Origin of the sequence: Bacteroides sp. L008 (assembly GCF_040812255.1) — a bacterium.
GTDB classification, from domain to species: Bacteria; Bacteroidota; Bacteroidia; order Bacteroidales; family Bacteroidaceae; genus Bacteroides; species Bacteroides vicugnae.
The window spans coordinates 3,229,822-3,245,766 of record NZ_JBFNXO010000001.1 but is presented as its reverse complement, the minus strand read 5'-3'; the positions used below and the strand labels follow the sequence as shown (position 1 = coordinate 3,245,766).

The window sequence follows — 15,945 nt, the reverse complement described above, 5'->3', positions numbered from 1 at the left end:
TTTCTCATGACGAAATAAGTAATATGGGAGATTAACTTCATATAGCTATCCTTTGAAAACTCCCTCATCTGTACCTGTCAATATATAAAAAAGTGTATCTGTTCTCGTCTTTCTTTTTTGCTTTACTTTGCAGTGTTGTTTTAATCTCCTAATATACTTAAAGGTTATGAAGTTGAATTTTGCTAAAAGAATGTCTTATATAAAGGCTTCGGAAATAAGAGAGATATTAAAAGTGACTGAACAGGAAGATGTGATTTCGTTTGCCGGTGGTCTGCCTGCTCCGGAACTTTTCCCAATAGATGAAATCAATAAGATTAATCAGATTGTATTGAAAGAAGCAGGTACAAAAGCACTTCAATATACCACAACGGAAGGTTATGCTCCTTTGCGGGAATGGATTGCCAACCGGATGAACGGGCGTTTGGGCACGGCTTTCGATAAAGACAATATTTTGATAACCCATGGTTCGCAACAAGGATTGGACTTGTCTGGAAAAGTTTTTTTAGACGAAGGAGATGTCGTGCTTTGTGAAAGCCCGACCTATTTGGCTGCGATTAGCGCATTCAAAGCGTATGGGTGTAGCTTCATTGAAATTCCCACGGATGAGGAAGGGATGATGATGGACGTTTTGGAAGATGTTTTGAGTAACACTCCGCATATAAAACTGATATATGCGATACCTACCTTTCAGAATCCTACAGGAAAAACGTGGAGTCTGGAAAGACGCAGGAAATTGGCTGAATTATCTGCCAAATACAGTGTTGCAGTTATTGAGGATAATCCGTATGGCGAGTTAAGGTTTGAGGGAGAACCTTTGCCCTCTATAAAGTCTTTTGATGAGGCTGGAAATATCTTGTGTACAGGCAGTTTTTCGAAAATATTCTGTCCCGGCTTTCGGATTGGCTGGATTGCGGGGGATAAAGATATTATCCGCAAATATGTATTAGTCAAGCAAGGTACGGATTTACAATGTAACACTATTGCCCAGATGACCATTGCCGAATATCTGAAGCGGTATGATATTGATAAACATATTGCAAAAATAGTCGAAGTATATAGAAGGCGCAGGAATGTTGCGATTGAAAGTATAGAACGTTATTTTCCGGATACAATAAAGTTCACTCGGCCCGAAGGCGGACTATTTACCTGGATAGAACTTCCTGTGGGGATTTCAGCACGCGATGTTTTAGTCAGAAGTCTGGAGAAAAAGATTGCTTTTGTTCCGGGAGGTTCTTTTTATCCGAATGGCAACAAGGAAAATACGCTTAGAATAAACTACTCCAATATGCCTGAAGACAAAATAGAGAAAGGGCTGAAGACTCTCGGAGAGGTGGTAAAGGAGTATATCCGCCAATCAGAATGATTCTTTGATAACACTTCCTAAAACCTGCAAGCGTTCTTCGATAAAAGGACTCCATTGCTGGCCGAAACTCAAACGCATACAGTTTCTGTACTGGTCGTGCAGTGTAAACATGCGTCCGGGAGCAATGCTGATCTTGTGTTGCATGGCTTTGTAATATAATTCTGTGGTATCAATCTTTTTGTTTAGTTCCACCCAAAGCATGAAACCTCCCTGCGGAGTTATGATTTTAGTGTCTTCGGGGAAATAGTCGGTAATAGATTGTGCCAGATGAAGACTGTTGGAATGTAATTCATGGCGCAACCTGCGCAAATGATTCTCATACCTGCCGTTTTCCATAAAGTTGGCGATAGCCTCCTGATTGAGGGTAGGAGTGGATATTAAATGAATATGTTTTTGGCGAATAACAGCATCTTTAAATTTACCGGGGGCAATCCAGCCTACCCGGTAACCGGGAGCTAATGTCTTTGACACAGAGCCACACCATAACACAAGTCCCTTTTCATCGAAAGCTTTGCATGGCTTAGGGCGTGAATGTCCGAAGAATACATCACCGTATAAATCATCTTCAATCAGAGGAATATTATATTCAGCCAACATCTGCACTACCTCTTTTTTATGCTCATCGGGCATACAACTTCCCAGTGGATTACTGAAATTACTGATAAGCAGGCATAGATTAATCTGCGGTAATACTTTTCTTAAAGCATCGGGCTCAATACCTGTTACAGGGTTGGTGGGCAGTTCCAACACCCGGAGTCCCATGCTGTTGGCCAACTGCAATATGCCGAAATAAACAGGACTTTCAACAGCTATCGTATCTCCTTTTCGGGCAATAACAGATAATGCTAAAGAGATAGAATTGGTCACTCCCGTGGTAGTGACAATATCATCTTCAGTCAGATTTCCATTCCAGCTATATGCAAAACGGGCAATATAGTTTCTTAACCGAATATTTCCCTGCGGGTCTTCATACCTGGTACCGTTTCCCGGAAGTGAATACATTGCCTTGATTAATTCCTTATTGAGCTTTGCAATAGGCAATAGAACGTCTTCCGGTATTCCCAGTGAGAAACGGGTGATGGACAAATCTTCGATGGAATGATATACTTCCATGATTAAGTCGGCCTCTTCCTTTCCTAAAGATTGAGTTGCAGGTTGTGTTGTTGCCGGAGCAGACAAATTTAATGGTTTATAATTGACAATGTACCCTGATTTGGGGCGGGAGATGATAAATCCTTCCTTTTCCAGTTCATAATATACCTGGATTGCCGTGTTTAAACTCACGCCATATTCATTGCTGATAGTACGTAAAGAAGGTAATTTCTCGCCTGCTTTCCATATACCTGTTTTTATTTGCCAAGCGATAGTGCCGGCTATCTTTTGATATAGGATTTCTCTTTTCATGTTTATTCAGTCTCCGGCAAAGATACAAAAATGATGTCTGCATCTGTTGTGTTTGATCTATTTTGTGGGGTACTTCAGGGTATAAGAACTCATTTTTCGCTATGCTATTTTTAGTTGTTCTCCTTGAATACAATATCTTTTTCGTTGCCTAATGAGTTTTCGTTTGACTTAAGTTGAACGAAAACTGGAATGTATATTCGATAGTTATTGATAGTAAGGAAAGAAATAACTAGATGAAGTAAATATTCATAATAGTGGCATTTCTATTCTCGTCACCTGTTCTTCTTCGGGTATGTTGGGATTACTGTAATAATATTCTATGGATGTTCCCGAAGGTTTGTAACCGTTGTTTTTTATCCATTCCATCATTTCATTGTACAGGACAGCCAGTTCACTGTAAGTTCCTCTATGCAGACAGGAAGCTATTTTTCTTTCCGGTATCGTAATAGATCGTATATTCCCTTCACCCTGTAACTCTCTGGATGATTTTAGACCAATAATCATTTTTATATTGTGCTCAGTCAGGCTCTCAAAGTCGGGATACTCAACGTAAGGAATATCAGTAGTGACTTCGCCTTGTGCCTTAAATAAAGAGTCTATTTTTACGAAGTTCTTCCCGATAGCCTCCGACATTCCGTTCATATCCGTGTGTACTTCAACAGCCAAAGCGGATTGCTCCGGTTGTTTCAATAGCATGATTTCTGAAATCTTTCCCATAATACATTGTTTTTAGAGTGTTGATAATTTCTTATTTCTTTGTGACCGGAATATAAATGTCGGTCATTAATTCTGTTCTAAGAGTAGAGTAGGGACGGTTCATATACATCTCAAAGCTAAAGGTACTTTGAGGGCGATATTTACTTTCCGGAAACCACTTTTCATAAATAGTCCGGTATAACTTATGCAACAAAGAGTAGTCTCCGATATGTCTGAATACAGCATAACGTCCACCGGGAACTTCCATCACTCCCGGTTGCGAATCATTTTCAGTGGCATCGATTGTCACCCCGAGATAGAAGCGGCATTTATTCATGGGAGTTATGGACGGGTCATCCATACTAAGGCTGACAAACTTATAATTCAACTTTTCTTCATTATGCTGCTTGGCGTAATTGGCCAGTCTGTTCCATATTAATTTGTATCGGAGCTCATCTTTGTATTTTTCACCAACCTCGATACAAAATACTTTCATTGGCAGAATCGACCGGATTTCAGGAGTGATAACCGCATGTTGCTCATCATACATCGGCTTGTACTTCTCTCTATATTGAGAGCTCGATACGCCAAAATGTTTTTTGAAGGCTTTGGCTAGACTAAATTTGGTCTGATAGTTTGTCTGTTCCGAAATCTGATTTAATGTAAACTCGGTGGATACTAACAAATGTGCTATTTGTTCGAGACGTAAACGCTGTATGTAGCTTCCGATATTTTCTCCGGCAACAGTTTGAAACACTCTTCTGAAGTGATATTTGGAAAGTCCGCTTATCGTGCTAAGCATGTCTGTATTCAAAGTCTCGAATAAATGATTATTGATATAAACGATTATATCCTGAATCTTCTGGTGATGGATATTACAGGTTTCCAGCTTCTGTTTCCACCGTTTCAGATGGGGTAACCGTTCGTTGAGGATGTGCCTAAGTTCCTCCGGCGAATAAGCAGTACCTGCATATTCATTGTACTTGTCGGTGTATTTTATCCAGATATTAATCATTTCCGACATCGGAATGTCAACGATATATTTTCCGTCTTTCAGACAGTAATAGCAATATTCATCACTTCGCGAACCGTCGGAGTTAGTACCCAGATATTTCTCTACATCAAAGCGGAGAGGCATCCCGCAACTTTGACAATACCTCTTATTTATTTCTGATTCAATCATCGGTTGGGTTTTCGTTTGATAGATAGGAGCCGCTCTATATCATTAAATAAAGAAGTATCTTTTAATTCGAACATAAGCCACTTCCCATCATGGAAAGTGGTCGTCTCATCATATATCTTTTGAGCCGCATTGGAGAACATTTCTCGCATGGATTCGAATTTAGTGCGTTCATCTTTACCTAAAATAACCATGAACCCAATCGTTTGCTCTTTGGCGTATAGGGCACATAGAGTTTTTCCGCCTCTGCGATATTTGTATTCGTAGGTCCATTTTTTTCCTCCATGATTCCACATTTGTTCCATATTGTACTTCTGTTCGATAAGTTGGCGAAGTGAAGTCCATAGATCATAAAGTTCCTTACCTGTCAAGGCTTCCAAAGTTTCGGGAGTTGGGATTTGAAAAGTTTCTTTCATGGCATTCCGTATTTACTTTTGATTATCTACATCACAAAGGTAGACTGAATTTCTAATAGATCGTTGTCCAATATAGGCATTTTAGGCAGTGCAACTGAACAAACTGTCCCGAAATTAATTTATTTTATAGAAGCGGGATATTGATGTATAACCTTTATCTTTGCATTAATTTAAAACAAAGCAAAATTTAAAGAAAATGAAAACAATGCTATTAGCGGTAGGCACTCTGTGCCTCATGGCAGGTTGCTCGTCGAAAATGAGCAGTTCTAAAGGAATTGTAAGTGATGCAACCATGAATATGGTAACGATTGTCACCGATAAGAATGATACCCTTTCATTCAGTACGATGGATGCGAATAAAGAAGAAGTCAACGGTTTACTTCTGAATGATACGCTGGAAGTCTTTTATACAGGAAAATATACACCGGGGATGCCGGCTTCCAAACTAGTTCAGTATCCGCAATCTCCGCTTGTGGGAGGTGACCGGGATGAACATGGCTGTATCGGCTCTGCCGGATACGTATGGTGTGAAGTGCAAAAAGACTGTATCCGCTTATTTGAGAAAGGGATTCGTACAGAAGCGGTGGATGGCAGCGGCATTTCAGCTTTCATTGTCTTTGGTCCCGATTCTACACAGCTGGAACTTTTCTTCTCCAATAATCAGCCCAATGAAATATTGGAAAGGCGTGGACTGCTTTCAGGAGGTTATGCATGGAACGTGGAAGACGATGATACGAAAAATGTACGCTTGATAGATGGCTTGTGGACAATCAGCCAAAGAGATAAATTAATTTATACCCAGAAGGCCGGAAGCTGATTTAAAAAGTTCCGGTATTCTGTAGGCTTGTTTATAGCGTCATATTCCTGGCCGTCAATGTGGCATAGACATTTTCTGCGTATTGTCTTCCTATGGGGATTACAATCCGGCATCCGGTCAGGTTTATTTCCCGTTTAGAGAACCGTTCCACCTTATTAACCGGAATGATATAGGAGCGGTGCGTACGTAGAAAAGACTTTTCGGGTAACATCTCCTGAATACTTTTCAGACTTGTGCGCGATAATATATAGTTGCCGTTTATACGGAATATTTTCGTATAATTCTCCATTGCTTCGATATAAAGAATATCGGAGATAGGGATGGATATGTTATTGTATTCTTGTTTGATTATGATGTTTTCCGGTACTTTATGCTGGCGTGCTTCAATAAGGACAATCGCTTTCTCAACAGCTTTTTCAAATCGTTCATAAGCAAAGGGTTTATGCAGGAAATCCACGGCATCGAGGTCGAAGCCATCCAGTGCATACTGTGCATGGGCTGTCGTAAAAATAAGGCAACTTTCGGGAGGAAGCGCATGGGCAATATCTAGTCCGTTGGTACTGTTCATTTCAATATCCAGAAAGACCAGATCAGGTTTGCGCCGGGCTATTTCTCGCAGTCCGGTCAGCGGTTCGCTGAAAGTAGTAAGTTCCAGTCCTCCTTTTCGTTCGCAAAACTGGCTGATGATGAGCAATGCAATCGGTTCGTCGTCAATAGCGATACAAGTAAGCTTTTTCATCGTAGTTGAATGTTAAGATAGGTTTTGAAACATCCGTTTTCTTCTTTTGTAATCAATGCAAAGCGGCTGGGATAAAGAAGCTCCAGTCGTTTACGGCAATTGTCTATTCCGATGGCATGAGGATTTTTGTGGTTCTTCTTCATAATCATATTCTCGGTTTCAAAGTTTAGCAGGCCCTCCTTTACAATGATACGAATAAGAATTGTACAGTCCGTGTCGGACGAAACGCCGTATTTGAAACTGTTCTCGACAAAAGTAATGAGAATCATCGGAGGAATCTGTATCTGTTCGTCATCCATCTCGGTTTCAAATACCACTTTCGTATGCTTGTTTAAACGCAAAGATTGCAGGTCAACGTATTGGCGTATATATTCTACTTCATTGCTTATGGAAATCAGATCTGAAGTAGTCTGGGCATACATATATTTCAGAATATTGGAAAATTTGATAAAGGCGGATTCTGTTTTGTCCGACTTCGTAAGTACCAGCCCGTAGAGAGCATTTAATGTATTAAAAAGGAAGTGCGGATTGATTTGTGCCTTGTAGAGAGCCAGCTCCGCCTTGTTCTTTTCCGCTTCAATCTCCTGTTTGGAAAGAATTTGCCGGAAAAGTTCAAAGATCAGTTCTATGGAAAGGCTGAACCCCGTCACTACCAGAAAAAAGAACCACACAGTCTGCGCCCGCATATGTTGCCGGGTTTTATGCATTATCGGATCTATATTGTCGGGTTCCGGTGGATATGGAAAGTGGGTTAGCAACCATGTGATGAAGATAAGCGATAGCATGAGCAGTAAGATATGTCCGAACTTCCGTTGCATGAAAAGCATCGGTAGTTTCACTTTACGGTAGATGAAGTACAGACCGTAAAGATAGGCAATCAGGGTCAGCATAAAGACCGTGTGGTGTACAATCCATTTGTCTACCGGCACTAGCATGATGATGGGCGGCATGATTACCAGACAGAAAAGCAAGTCGATGTAAACAGGTATATTAGTACGTTTCATATTCTTCTCATTGCTCGTTTAACTCCCGGAAGTATATTTTCTCACTTCTTTGCAAAGATAAAAGATTGTTCTGAAACCCCAAGCATTCCCTTTTGTCGTTCGTCATCATATTCTTGCCGTTCGTCACTACATTCTTATTTTATTGTTTGATAATTCTTAGATTTGGTCAGTCGCGTTTTTTATGGAATAATGGGTTATAAATCATTAACAATCATTTAAATATAGCTACAATGAAACAACTAATCATTTTTGCCTTGGTTTGTTTGCCTCTGTTATGTGCTTGTGGAGGTTCGCAACAGAAAAAGGCAGAGGCCACGTACAAAACACTTACCGTAACACAAAGTGACCAGATTTTAAAATCCGATTATACAGCTACGTTACGAGGGCGGCAGTATGTTGAAATTCGTCCGCAGGTGAGTGGCATTATTACCGGAATATGTATCAATGAAGGGGATCCTGTCCATAAAGGGCAGACACTTTTCATTATCGACCAGGTTCCTTATAAAGCAGCGTTGGAAACAGCAGTTGCCAATGTAAAAAGCGCGGAAGCCAAGCTTGCCACTGCTAAATTGACAGCAGATAGTAAAGCTGAACTTTACAAAGAACAGATTGTGTCCGAATTCGATCTGCAAACAGCCCGTAATGAACAAGCGGCGGCAGAAGCGGCATTGGCACAGGCTAAGGCACAGGAAGTGAATGCGCGCAATGACCTTTCTTATACCGAAGTGAAAAGTCCGGTGAACGGAGTCGCCAGCATGATTCCTTATCGGGTAGGGGCGTTGGTGAGCAGCAGTATCACCGAGCCGTTAGTCACTGTTTCGGACGACAGCGAAGTATACGCCTATTTCTCCATGACGGAGAATCAGATACTCGACTTTGTGCAACAATATGGCTCACTTAAAAAAGCGATAGAAAACATGGACGAAGTGGAGCTGACTATGAGCAATGGAAAAACCTATTCCCATACCGGAAAGGTAGACGCTATCAGCGGTACGGTGGATGAAGGAACCGGTGCTGTTGGACTGCGGGCTGTTTTTGCCAACCCCGACCAGTTCCTGCGTAACGGTGGAAGTGGTAAAGTAGTAGTTCCTACTATAAAGAAAGGATGTATCATTATTCCGCAAGCGGCTACTTACGAATTGCAGAATCGTATATTTGTATATAAAGTGGTCGACGGTAAAGCGAAATCAACCCCGGTAGAAGTGTTCCGGTTGAATAACGGTACTGAATATATCGTTGAAACAGGACTTGAGCCGGGTGATGTTATTATAGCCGAAGGTGCCGGACTGGTGCGTGAGGGAACAGTAATCAAGAGTGATCCGACTAAAGAATAAGATGCCGTTATGAAAATCAGAACATTTATAGACCGGCCTATTCTCGCAGGAGTAATTTCGGTCGTTTTTCTTATCATCGGATTGATAGGACTTTCGCAGCTTCCTGTTGAACAGTTTCCTGAAATTGCACCTCCTACCGTCAGTGTTTCCGCTACCTATACCGGTGCTAATGCGGAAACAGTACAGAAGAGTGTAGTCGTGCCATTGGAAGAAGCACTCAACGGGGTAGAGAACATGATGTACATGACCTCTTCCTCTACCAATAACGGTTCAGCGAGAATCACCATTTACTTCCGTCAAGGGACCGACCCCGATATGGCGACAGTTAATGTGCAGAACCGTATTGCTACGGCACAAGGATTATTACCGGCAGAAGTCACCCGCAGCGGTATCACCGTCCGTAAGCGCCAGACAAGTAATATCAAAGCATTGGCATTGTATAGCCCCGACAACACGTTCGATGAAAGCTTTCTGAATAACTATCTGAAAATCAATATCGAACCCCGTCTTTCACGTATTGCCGGTGTGGGTGAGGTGAATGTGATGGGAGCGGACTATTCGTTGCGTATCTGGCTCGATCCTGCCAAGATGGCTAAATATGGATTGGTTCCGTCCGACATCACGACGGTACTTGACGAACAGAATCTGGAAGCCCCTACGGGAACGCTTGGCGCCGAATCGAAGAATACTTTTCAGTATGTATTGAAATATCGCGGACGTTATGAAGAAGAAAAGGATTATGGCAATCTGGTAATCCGTTCGCAGGCAGGAGGCGAGGTGCTACGGCTGAAAGATGTGGCACGTATCGAATTGGGTGCCAACTCTTATACATACATCGGTGAAGTGAACGGGCATCCCGGCTCCAACTGTATGATTGCGCAGACTTCCGGTTCGAACGCCAATGAGATTATTAAGGAAATAGATAAGGTGACAGCAGAGATCGCTCAAGGATTGCCTAAAGGAATGGAGCTGGTAGACCTGATGAGTTCGAAAGATTTTTTGGATGCATCCATTAAGAATGTGATCAAAACCTTGATTGAAGCCATTCTGTTAGTGGTACTTGTGGTTTACGTTTTCCTGCAAAATTTGCGGTCTACGTTTATTCCGGCCATTTCTATCATCGTTTCCCTTGTGGGTACTTTTGCTTTTCTCTATGCCGCAGGTTTCAGTCTGAATATGTTGACGTTGTTTGCACTGGTGTTGGTTATCGGAACGGTGGTGGATGATGCTATTGTTGTGGTGGAGGCGGTGCAGGCAAAGTTCGATGAAGGATATAAATCGGCTTACCGGGCCACCATTGATGCCATGGGGGGCATTACCTCGGCACTGGTAACTACCACCTTTGTCTTCATGGCGGTATTTATTCCCGTATGTTTTATGGGAGGAACTACCGGAACGTTCTACACCCAGTTCGGACTGACCATGGCTGTTGCCGTAGCAATATCTCTAATTAACGCGTTAACTTTAAGTCCCGCTCTCTGCGCACTGATAATGACACCGCACATGGAGGCTGCGAAAGGGGAGAAGTTGAGTTTCTCATCCCGTTTCCACATGGCATTTGATAGTGCTTTTCATCGGTTGGTACTGAAATACAAGAGTGGCGTATTTTTCATGTTGAAACGTAAATGGCTGGCAGGAGCATTGTTGTTAGTCGCTTGTGCGGGATTGTTCCTTCTGATGAAAACCACCAAGACCGGGTTGGTTCCTCAAGAGGATATGGGAACTATCTTTGTAGATGTGCGTACTTCACCCGGAAACAGTCTGGAAGAAACCAAAAGTGTAATGGACGAAATAGATAAGCGTATTCATGACATACCGCAAGTCAGAATGTTTTCTAAAGTGACGGGTAACGGTATGATAAGCGGTCAGGGAGCATCGAACGGTATGTTTATCGTCCGTCTGAAACCGTGGGATGAACGTACGGAAAAGGAAGACGGTATCAATGCTGTTATTAACGAGATTTACCGGCGTACGGATGACATTTCTTCTGCGCAAATTATGGCCTTTGCACAACCGATGATTCCCGGGTATGGGGTAAGTAGTGGTTTTGAAATTTATATCCAGGACCAGAAAGGCGGTTCGGTAGAAGATTTGCTGAAATACACCCGTCAGATGATTGACGCGTTGAATGCCCGGCCTGAAATCGGACGTGCTTCGACTTCGTTCGATACAAAATATCCTCAATTTCTGGTAGAAGTGGATGCCGCCCTTTGTAAGCGGAATGGAGTGTCACCTTCGGATGTATTGAGTACTTTGTCCGGCTATATCGGTGGTAACTATGCATCCAATATGAACCGTTTCTCCAAACTTTACCGTGTAATGGTGCAGGCTTCACCGGAATTCCGTTTGGATACCGAAGCATTGAATAATATGTTTGTCCGCAATTCCAACGGAGAGATGTCTCCTGTCAGTCAGTATCTTACTTTGACACGAGTCTACGGTGCAGAGTCGCTGACGCGTTTCAATCTGTTCTCTGCCATCTCCGTCAATGGTGCTCCGGCAGATGGTTACAGTTCCGGACAAGCTATTCAGGTGGTACGTGAAGTTGCGGAACAAGTGTTGCCGGCAGGTTATGGCTTTGAGTTCGGAGGTATGTCACGTGAAGAATCCTCCACAGGGAATACCACCACACTGGTATTTATCATCTGTGTAGTCTTTATCTATCTTATTCTTTGTGCGCTCTACGAAAGTTTGTTCATTCCGATTGCGGTGATTCTTTCTGTACCATTCGGTCTTGCCGGAAGCTTCCTTTTCGCCAAGATGTTCGGGTTGGAGAATAATATATATTTACAGACAGGTTTGATTATGCTGATCGGCTTGTTGTCGAAGACAGCTATTCTGCTTACGGAATATGCTTCCGAACGCCGCCGTCAGGGAATGACAATCACACAAGCGGCTGTTTCGGCTGCACAAGTCCGTCTGCGTCCAATTCTGATGACTTCTCTTACGATGATATTCGGTATGCTACCGATGATGTTTGCATCGGGAGTAGGAGCAAACGGTAATATTTCCATCGGTGTAGGAACCGTAGGTGGAATGTTGATCGGTACGGTTGCTCTGTTGTTTATCGTACCTGTATTGTTTATCGTATTCCAGTATCTTCAGGAAAAACTGATGCCGGCACGTAAACCAGCAGAGTTGGAGAATCTTTAATTGTTGAAGTGTATGAAAAAGATAATAATATGTTTATTCCTGTCGGCCGGATTGAGCGGTTGTCATGTGTACCGGACTTATGAACGTCCGGATATGACGGTTACCGACAGTCTTTACCGGCAGCCGGTGGTTGCAGCGGATACCGTTTCCATTGCTTCCCTTTCGTGGAAGGAGTTATTTACTGACCCGCAACTGCAGCAACTGATTGAAACGGGTATTGCGAATAATACCGATTTGAATATCGCCCGTTTGAAAGTGAAAGAAGCAGAAGCATTACTGCTTTCTTCCAAGTTGGCTTATCTGCCTTCTGTATCGCTCACTCCGCAAGGAACATTGAGTAGCGTGGATGGTTCGAAAACCTCCAAGACCTATGATCTGGCAGCATCGGCAGACTGGGAACTGGATATTTTCGGAAAGTTGACCAATGCCAAACGAGGAGCCAAAGCCGCCCTCGAACAGAGTGAAGCCTATAGGCAAGCGGTACAGACACAACTGGTAGCAACGATTGCCAATAGTTACTATACCCTGTTGATGCTTGATAAGCAATTGGATATCACCCGTCGCACGGCTGAAACATGGGATGAGAACCTGCGTGCAATGAAAGCATTGAAAAGAGCCGGGCAAACGACGGAAATGGCTGTTGCCCAAACAGAAGCGAGCAAGCTATCGGTAGATGCCTCCGTACTTTCTATTGAACAGCAAATCAGTGAAATGGAGAATTCTCTTTCCGCTCTGTTGGGTATGGCTCCGCAGTTGATAACACGTTCTACGCTTGACAACCAGCGTTTCCCGGAATCCCTTTCAACCGGAGTGCCGTTGCAACTGTTGCACCGTCGTCCGGATATTCGTCAAAAGGAAGCTGAACTGGCTGGGGCTTTTTATGCAACGAATCAGGCACGTTCTGCTTTTTATCCCTCTATCATGTTGAGTGGTTCCGCAGGATGGACAAACTCGGCAGGTGGCGCTATAACCAATCCCGGACAGTGGTTGCTTTCCGCTGTCGGCTCATTGGTTCAGCCACTTTTCAATCGCGGGCAGAATATTGCTAATTTGAAAGTAGCGAAAGCACAACAGGAAGAGGCATTACTCACCTTCCGCCAAAGTTTGCTTGATGCAGGAATGGAAGTAAACGATGCGTTGGTGCAATGGCAGAAGGCGCAAGGCCGTTTGGCACTCTCCAAACAGCAGGTCACTTCGCTTCAGTCCGCGGTGCGTAGTTCCGAACTGTTGATGCGGCACAGTTCGCAAAACTACCTGGAAGTACTTACTGCCCGTCAGACTCTGTTGCAGGCAGAATTATCCGTCGCTTCCAATCGTTTTGATGAAATACAGGGAGTTATTAATCTTTATCATGCATTGGGAGGAGGATACTGATTGATAGTAGATGGATTAAAATAAAATTGTTAATAAGTTGATATCAAAGATGCTGAATATATAAACTCCCATCATAATCTTTGTATTTAGCATCTTTGTATATATCAACTAGTTGATTACTGTAATCAAGGATTATATCTGTGGAGGTTTGGGATAAATTGGTCGCCAGAATACCACTTCCCAAAATGCCGGGATTACATAATACACTGTCTTTCCTTATTGAATTCATGGTAAGCTCTACACCTGTGTAATCTTTGATGCCGGCCTTTTCCAGACTGGATGTAATATAGTTGTCCAAAGATGCTTTATCATCTCCGGTCATGAATCCATACCATAATAAACACTTCATTCCTAATAGAGTAGCCTGTATCAGGACATCGAGATAGGTTACTCCAGAATCTCCTTTCTTGTCTATTTCGTAAGGATCGATATGGATGAAAGAGGATGTGGGAAGTGAAGGCAGTAGCTCTATGGTACCTCTCGAAGAGTCGGCATGATGTATCTCTACAGAGGCACTTGATCCGATTTGTTTGGCATAGGTACCCACATTCTCCAGTGCACTCTTTTCTAAATCAAAGAATACAAACCTTTTTGCTTGCTTCCCTAATACATTCATAGCCAAGGCAGGTGAACCTAAATAATTTCCTTTTGCCATCTCTCCGCTTTCCAGTTGGTAATATACAGAATCTTTTAGAGATGGGACCTCATCTGCTTTCTCCAGGAAATGATAGATGCCATATTGTTGCTCCGGGGTTTGTGTCATCGGATAGATGGCACATGCCGAATTGGTCTCTACATATACTTGCGGAGTTTCATTCTTGAGTACTTCACAGAGTATCAGATGTTTCAAGACATCGGGTTGTTTTGCGAAATGAGTGTAAGTTGCCATATCGGTGTATTTAGGAATTAACCAATTCATGAATCGAAGTCGCACCAATAGCTTCGGAATTTTTGGCATGGTGCTTCCTTTCTTTAAATGTTCTTTGTGAATTACATAATTCTACAAATATAAACAGATAGGATAATACGGGAAAATAAAAGGGTACTTTTTATCTGAAATCATTATGGACAAATTGTATTTTTAGTTAGCTTTGTAGAAATAAAACAAAGAATTATGAAAATGAAAGTCTTGCTATCTGCCATTGTATTTACGCTCTATACTGTTTCCTATGCTCAGAATATGAAAATGATTGATACTAGTGTGCCTAAAAAAGATAAAAAGGAGGCTGTGGTAGTTGAATATGATTCGTTAACTAATATACGCCCTTATAAAGATGCTTCCTATTATAAACAATTTGTTGGGCAAAGTATTTTGTTCTATCCCCGGAATCCAAATTCTTCGGAATCACTACCTAAGTATTATGCTAATTTTCTAACTTCTAATGAGCAGGTTGTTGCCATTGACACTATTTGGCGAAAAAAAAGATCTAACCCTAAACCTAAAGATTATAAATTAAATCAAATAACCTCCAAGAGATATAAACCTCAGTTGGTGAAGGATGGTTATGTTACTTTATGTGCTTCTTTTCACGATATACTTGAACAAGGATATAGGATTTTTCCATTTGAAATATATAGAGCAACGAATCATTCTATGGAAAAACATGATGGCATTTTCACACCTTATAATGAGATAGAAGGCAGGACTTTTAAAATTTTAGATATAGAGCTGTCTGATGCCGGAGTTGAAAAAAACACAATTTTTGCACTACAGTCTGAAGAAGGTGATACTCTTTATTGGTATGCTAAACGTGGTGAGTATGATGGATTCAATTATACCAGGCAACACTATCCTGTCATTGTATTAGGATTTATGGATAAAATGAAACAGTTGTATTTGAATAAAGACATATACATTAAAAATATTCATCCGATTAATAAATATAAATGTATGGAAATAGCCTATTCAGGCAGTGAAGATACTTATATGGTTCCTTCATTTGTTCTGAAGAATGATAGTGCCGATTTGATAATGCCATTATGTGAGAGTCCATCTCTATTTTCATACGAAGTAAGCATATTTGATAATCAGAAAAGAATGACTCAGATGTATTTCTATAATTTGGATGTTGTCGAAGCAGACGTTTATGAGGAAACAATGGAAAGAGAAAGACTTGCTAAAGAGGAATTATTGATGAAGGAAAAGTTAGCACAAGAAGAGGCAAAGAAGTTAGCTAGTATAAAAAGACAACAGAGAACTAAAGAATTATATAAGAAATACGGAAAAGCTACGGCGGACTTGATATTAAAAGGCCAAGTGTGTATTGGGATGACTAAGGCTATGGTTCTGGAATCATGGGGGCATCCTTCGGGTGGCATTAATAAAACTACTGGTGCATGGGGGACACATGAACAATGGGTATATGGAATGGGACAATACTTGTATTTTGAGAATGGAAAATTGACAACTATACAAAATTAGTCTGTTCTTGTTTAGTATAAGCAGCCTGTAATTTTAACAAGGG

13 protein-coding genes are annotated in these 15,945 nt (G+C 41.8%); 6 read left to right on the top strand and 7 right to left on the bottom strand.

Going from position 1 to position 15,945, the window contains the following annotated elements; all coding sequences use genetic code 11:
- The first annotated feature begins 166 nt into the window (after positions 1-166).
- Positions 167-1,363: a PLP-dependent aminotransferase family protein gene (locus tag AB3G73_RS13030; protein WP_320979215.1), complete on the top strand. Its 1,197-nt coding sequence runs from the start codon at positions 167-169 to the stop codon at positions 1,361-1,363.
- Here the strand turns inward: AB3G73_RS13030 and AB3G73_RS13025 are convergent.
- From AB3G73_RS13025 to AB3G73_RS13010, 4 genes are all read right to left on the bottom strand, one after another.
- Positions 1,355-2,767: a PLP-dependent aminotransferase family protein gene (locus AB3G73_RS13025; RefSeq protein WP_320979216.1), complete on the bottom strand. Its 1,413-nt coding sequence runs from the start codon at positions 2,765-2,767 to the stop codon at positions 1,355-1,357. The two genes, AB3G73_RS13030 and AB3G73_RS13025, sit on opposite strands and share 9 nt — an antisense overlap.
- 246 nt (positions 2,768-3,013) lie before the next feature.
- Positions 3,014-3,484 (bottom strand): GyrI-like domain-containing protein, encoded by a 471-nt coding sequence (locus tag AB3G73_RS13020; RefSeq protein WP_074557540.1) that lies wholly within the window; start codon positions 3,482-3,484, stop codon positions 3,014-3,016.
- Between the two features lie 31 nt (positions 3,485-3,515).
- Positions 3,516-4,646, bottom strand: a complete 1,131-nt coding sequence (locus AB3G73_RS13015; protein WP_320979217.1) for a GyrI-like domain-containing protein — start codon at positions 4,644-4,646, stop codon at positions 3,516-3,518.
- Positions 4,643-5,059, bottom strand: coding sequence for a DUF3788 domain-containing protein (locus tag AB3G73_RS13010; RefSeq protein WP_196993573.1), 417 nt, complete (start codon positions 5,057-5,059; stop codon positions 4,643-4,645). The genes AB3G73_RS13015 and AB3G73_RS13010 overlap by 4 nt, the downstream gene beginning before the upstream one ends.
- Positions 5,060-5,255: 196 nt before the next feature.
- Here AB3G73_RS13010 and AB3G73_RS13005 point away from each other — a divergent pair, with 196 nt between their 5' ends.
- Positions 5,256-5,876: a hypothetical protein gene (locus AB3G73_RS13005; RefSeq protein WP_320979218.1), complete on the top strand. Its 621-nt coding sequence runs from the start codon at positions 5,256-5,258 to the stop codon at positions 5,874-5,876.
- Between the two features lie 31 nt (positions 5,877-5,907).
- Here AB3G73_RS13005 and AB3G73_RS13000 read toward each other — a convergent pair whose 3' ends face one another.
- Together AB3G73_RS13000 and AB3G73_RS12995 are read right to left on the bottom strand one after the other, a co-directional pair.
- Complete coding sequence (locus AB3G73_RS13000; protein ID WP_320979219.1) at positions 5,908-6,615, bottom strand: LytTR family DNA-binding domain-containing protein; 708 nt, start codon at positions 6,613-6,615, stop codon at positions 5,908-5,910.
- Positions 6,612-7,619: a sensor histidine kinase gene (locus AB3G73_RS12995; RefSeq protein WP_148365767.1), complete on the bottom strand. Its 1,008-nt coding sequence runs from the start codon at positions 7,617-7,619 to the stop codon at positions 6,612-6,614. The genes AB3G73_RS13000 and AB3G73_RS12995 overlap by 4 nt, the downstream gene beginning before the upstream one ends.
- A 230-nt stretch (positions 7,620-7,849) precedes the next feature.
- Between AB3G73_RS12995 and AB3G73_RS12990 the strand changes: the two genes are divergently transcribed.
- From AB3G73_RS12990 to AB3G73_RS12980, 3 genes are read left to right on the top strand one after another with little or no spacing between them, the layout of a single operon-like run.
- Positions 7,850-8,953 (top strand): efflux RND transporter periplasmic adaptor subunit, encoded by a 1,104-nt coding sequence (locus tag AB3G73_RS12990; protein ID WP_148365765.1) that lies wholly within the window; start codon positions 7,850-7,852, stop codon positions 8,951-8,953.
- Between the two features lie 9 nt (positions 8,954-8,962).
- Positions 8,963-12,106: an efflux RND transporter permease subunit gene (locus tag AB3G73_RS12985; protein ID WP_367745098.1), complete on the top strand. Its 3,144-nt coding sequence runs from the start codon at positions 8,963-8,965 to the stop codon at positions 12,104-12,106.
- A gap of 12 nt (positions 12,107-12,118) precedes the next feature.
- Positions 12,119-13,480 carry an efflux transporter outer membrane subunit gene (locus tag AB3G73_RS12980; RefSeq protein WP_367745097.1) on the top strand — a complete coding sequence of 454 codons (1,362 nt, stop codon included), beginning with the start codon at positions 12,119-12,121 and terminating at the stop codon, positions 13,478-13,480.
- Positions 13,481-13,523: 43 nt separating this feature from the next.
- Here the strand turns inward: AB3G73_RS12980 and AB3G73_RS12975 are convergent, their stop codons facing one another.
- Complete coding sequence (locus AB3G73_RS12975; protein WP_148365860.1) at positions 13,524-14,369, bottom strand: 23S rRNA (adenine(2030)-N(6))-methyltransferase RlmJ; 846 nt, start codon at positions 14,367-14,369, stop codon at positions 13,524-13,526.
- Between the two features lie 225 nt (positions 14,370-14,594).
- Between AB3G73_RS12975 and AB3G73_RS12970 the strand changes: the two genes are divergently transcribed.
- Positions 14,595-15,902 carry a hypothetical protein gene (locus AB3G73_RS12970; RefSeq protein ID WP_195649980.1) on the top strand — a complete coding sequence of 436 codons (1,308 nt, stop codon included), beginning with the start codon at positions 14,595-14,597 and terminating at the stop codon, positions 15,900-15,902.
- Positions 15,903-15,945 lie beyond the last annotated feature (43 nt).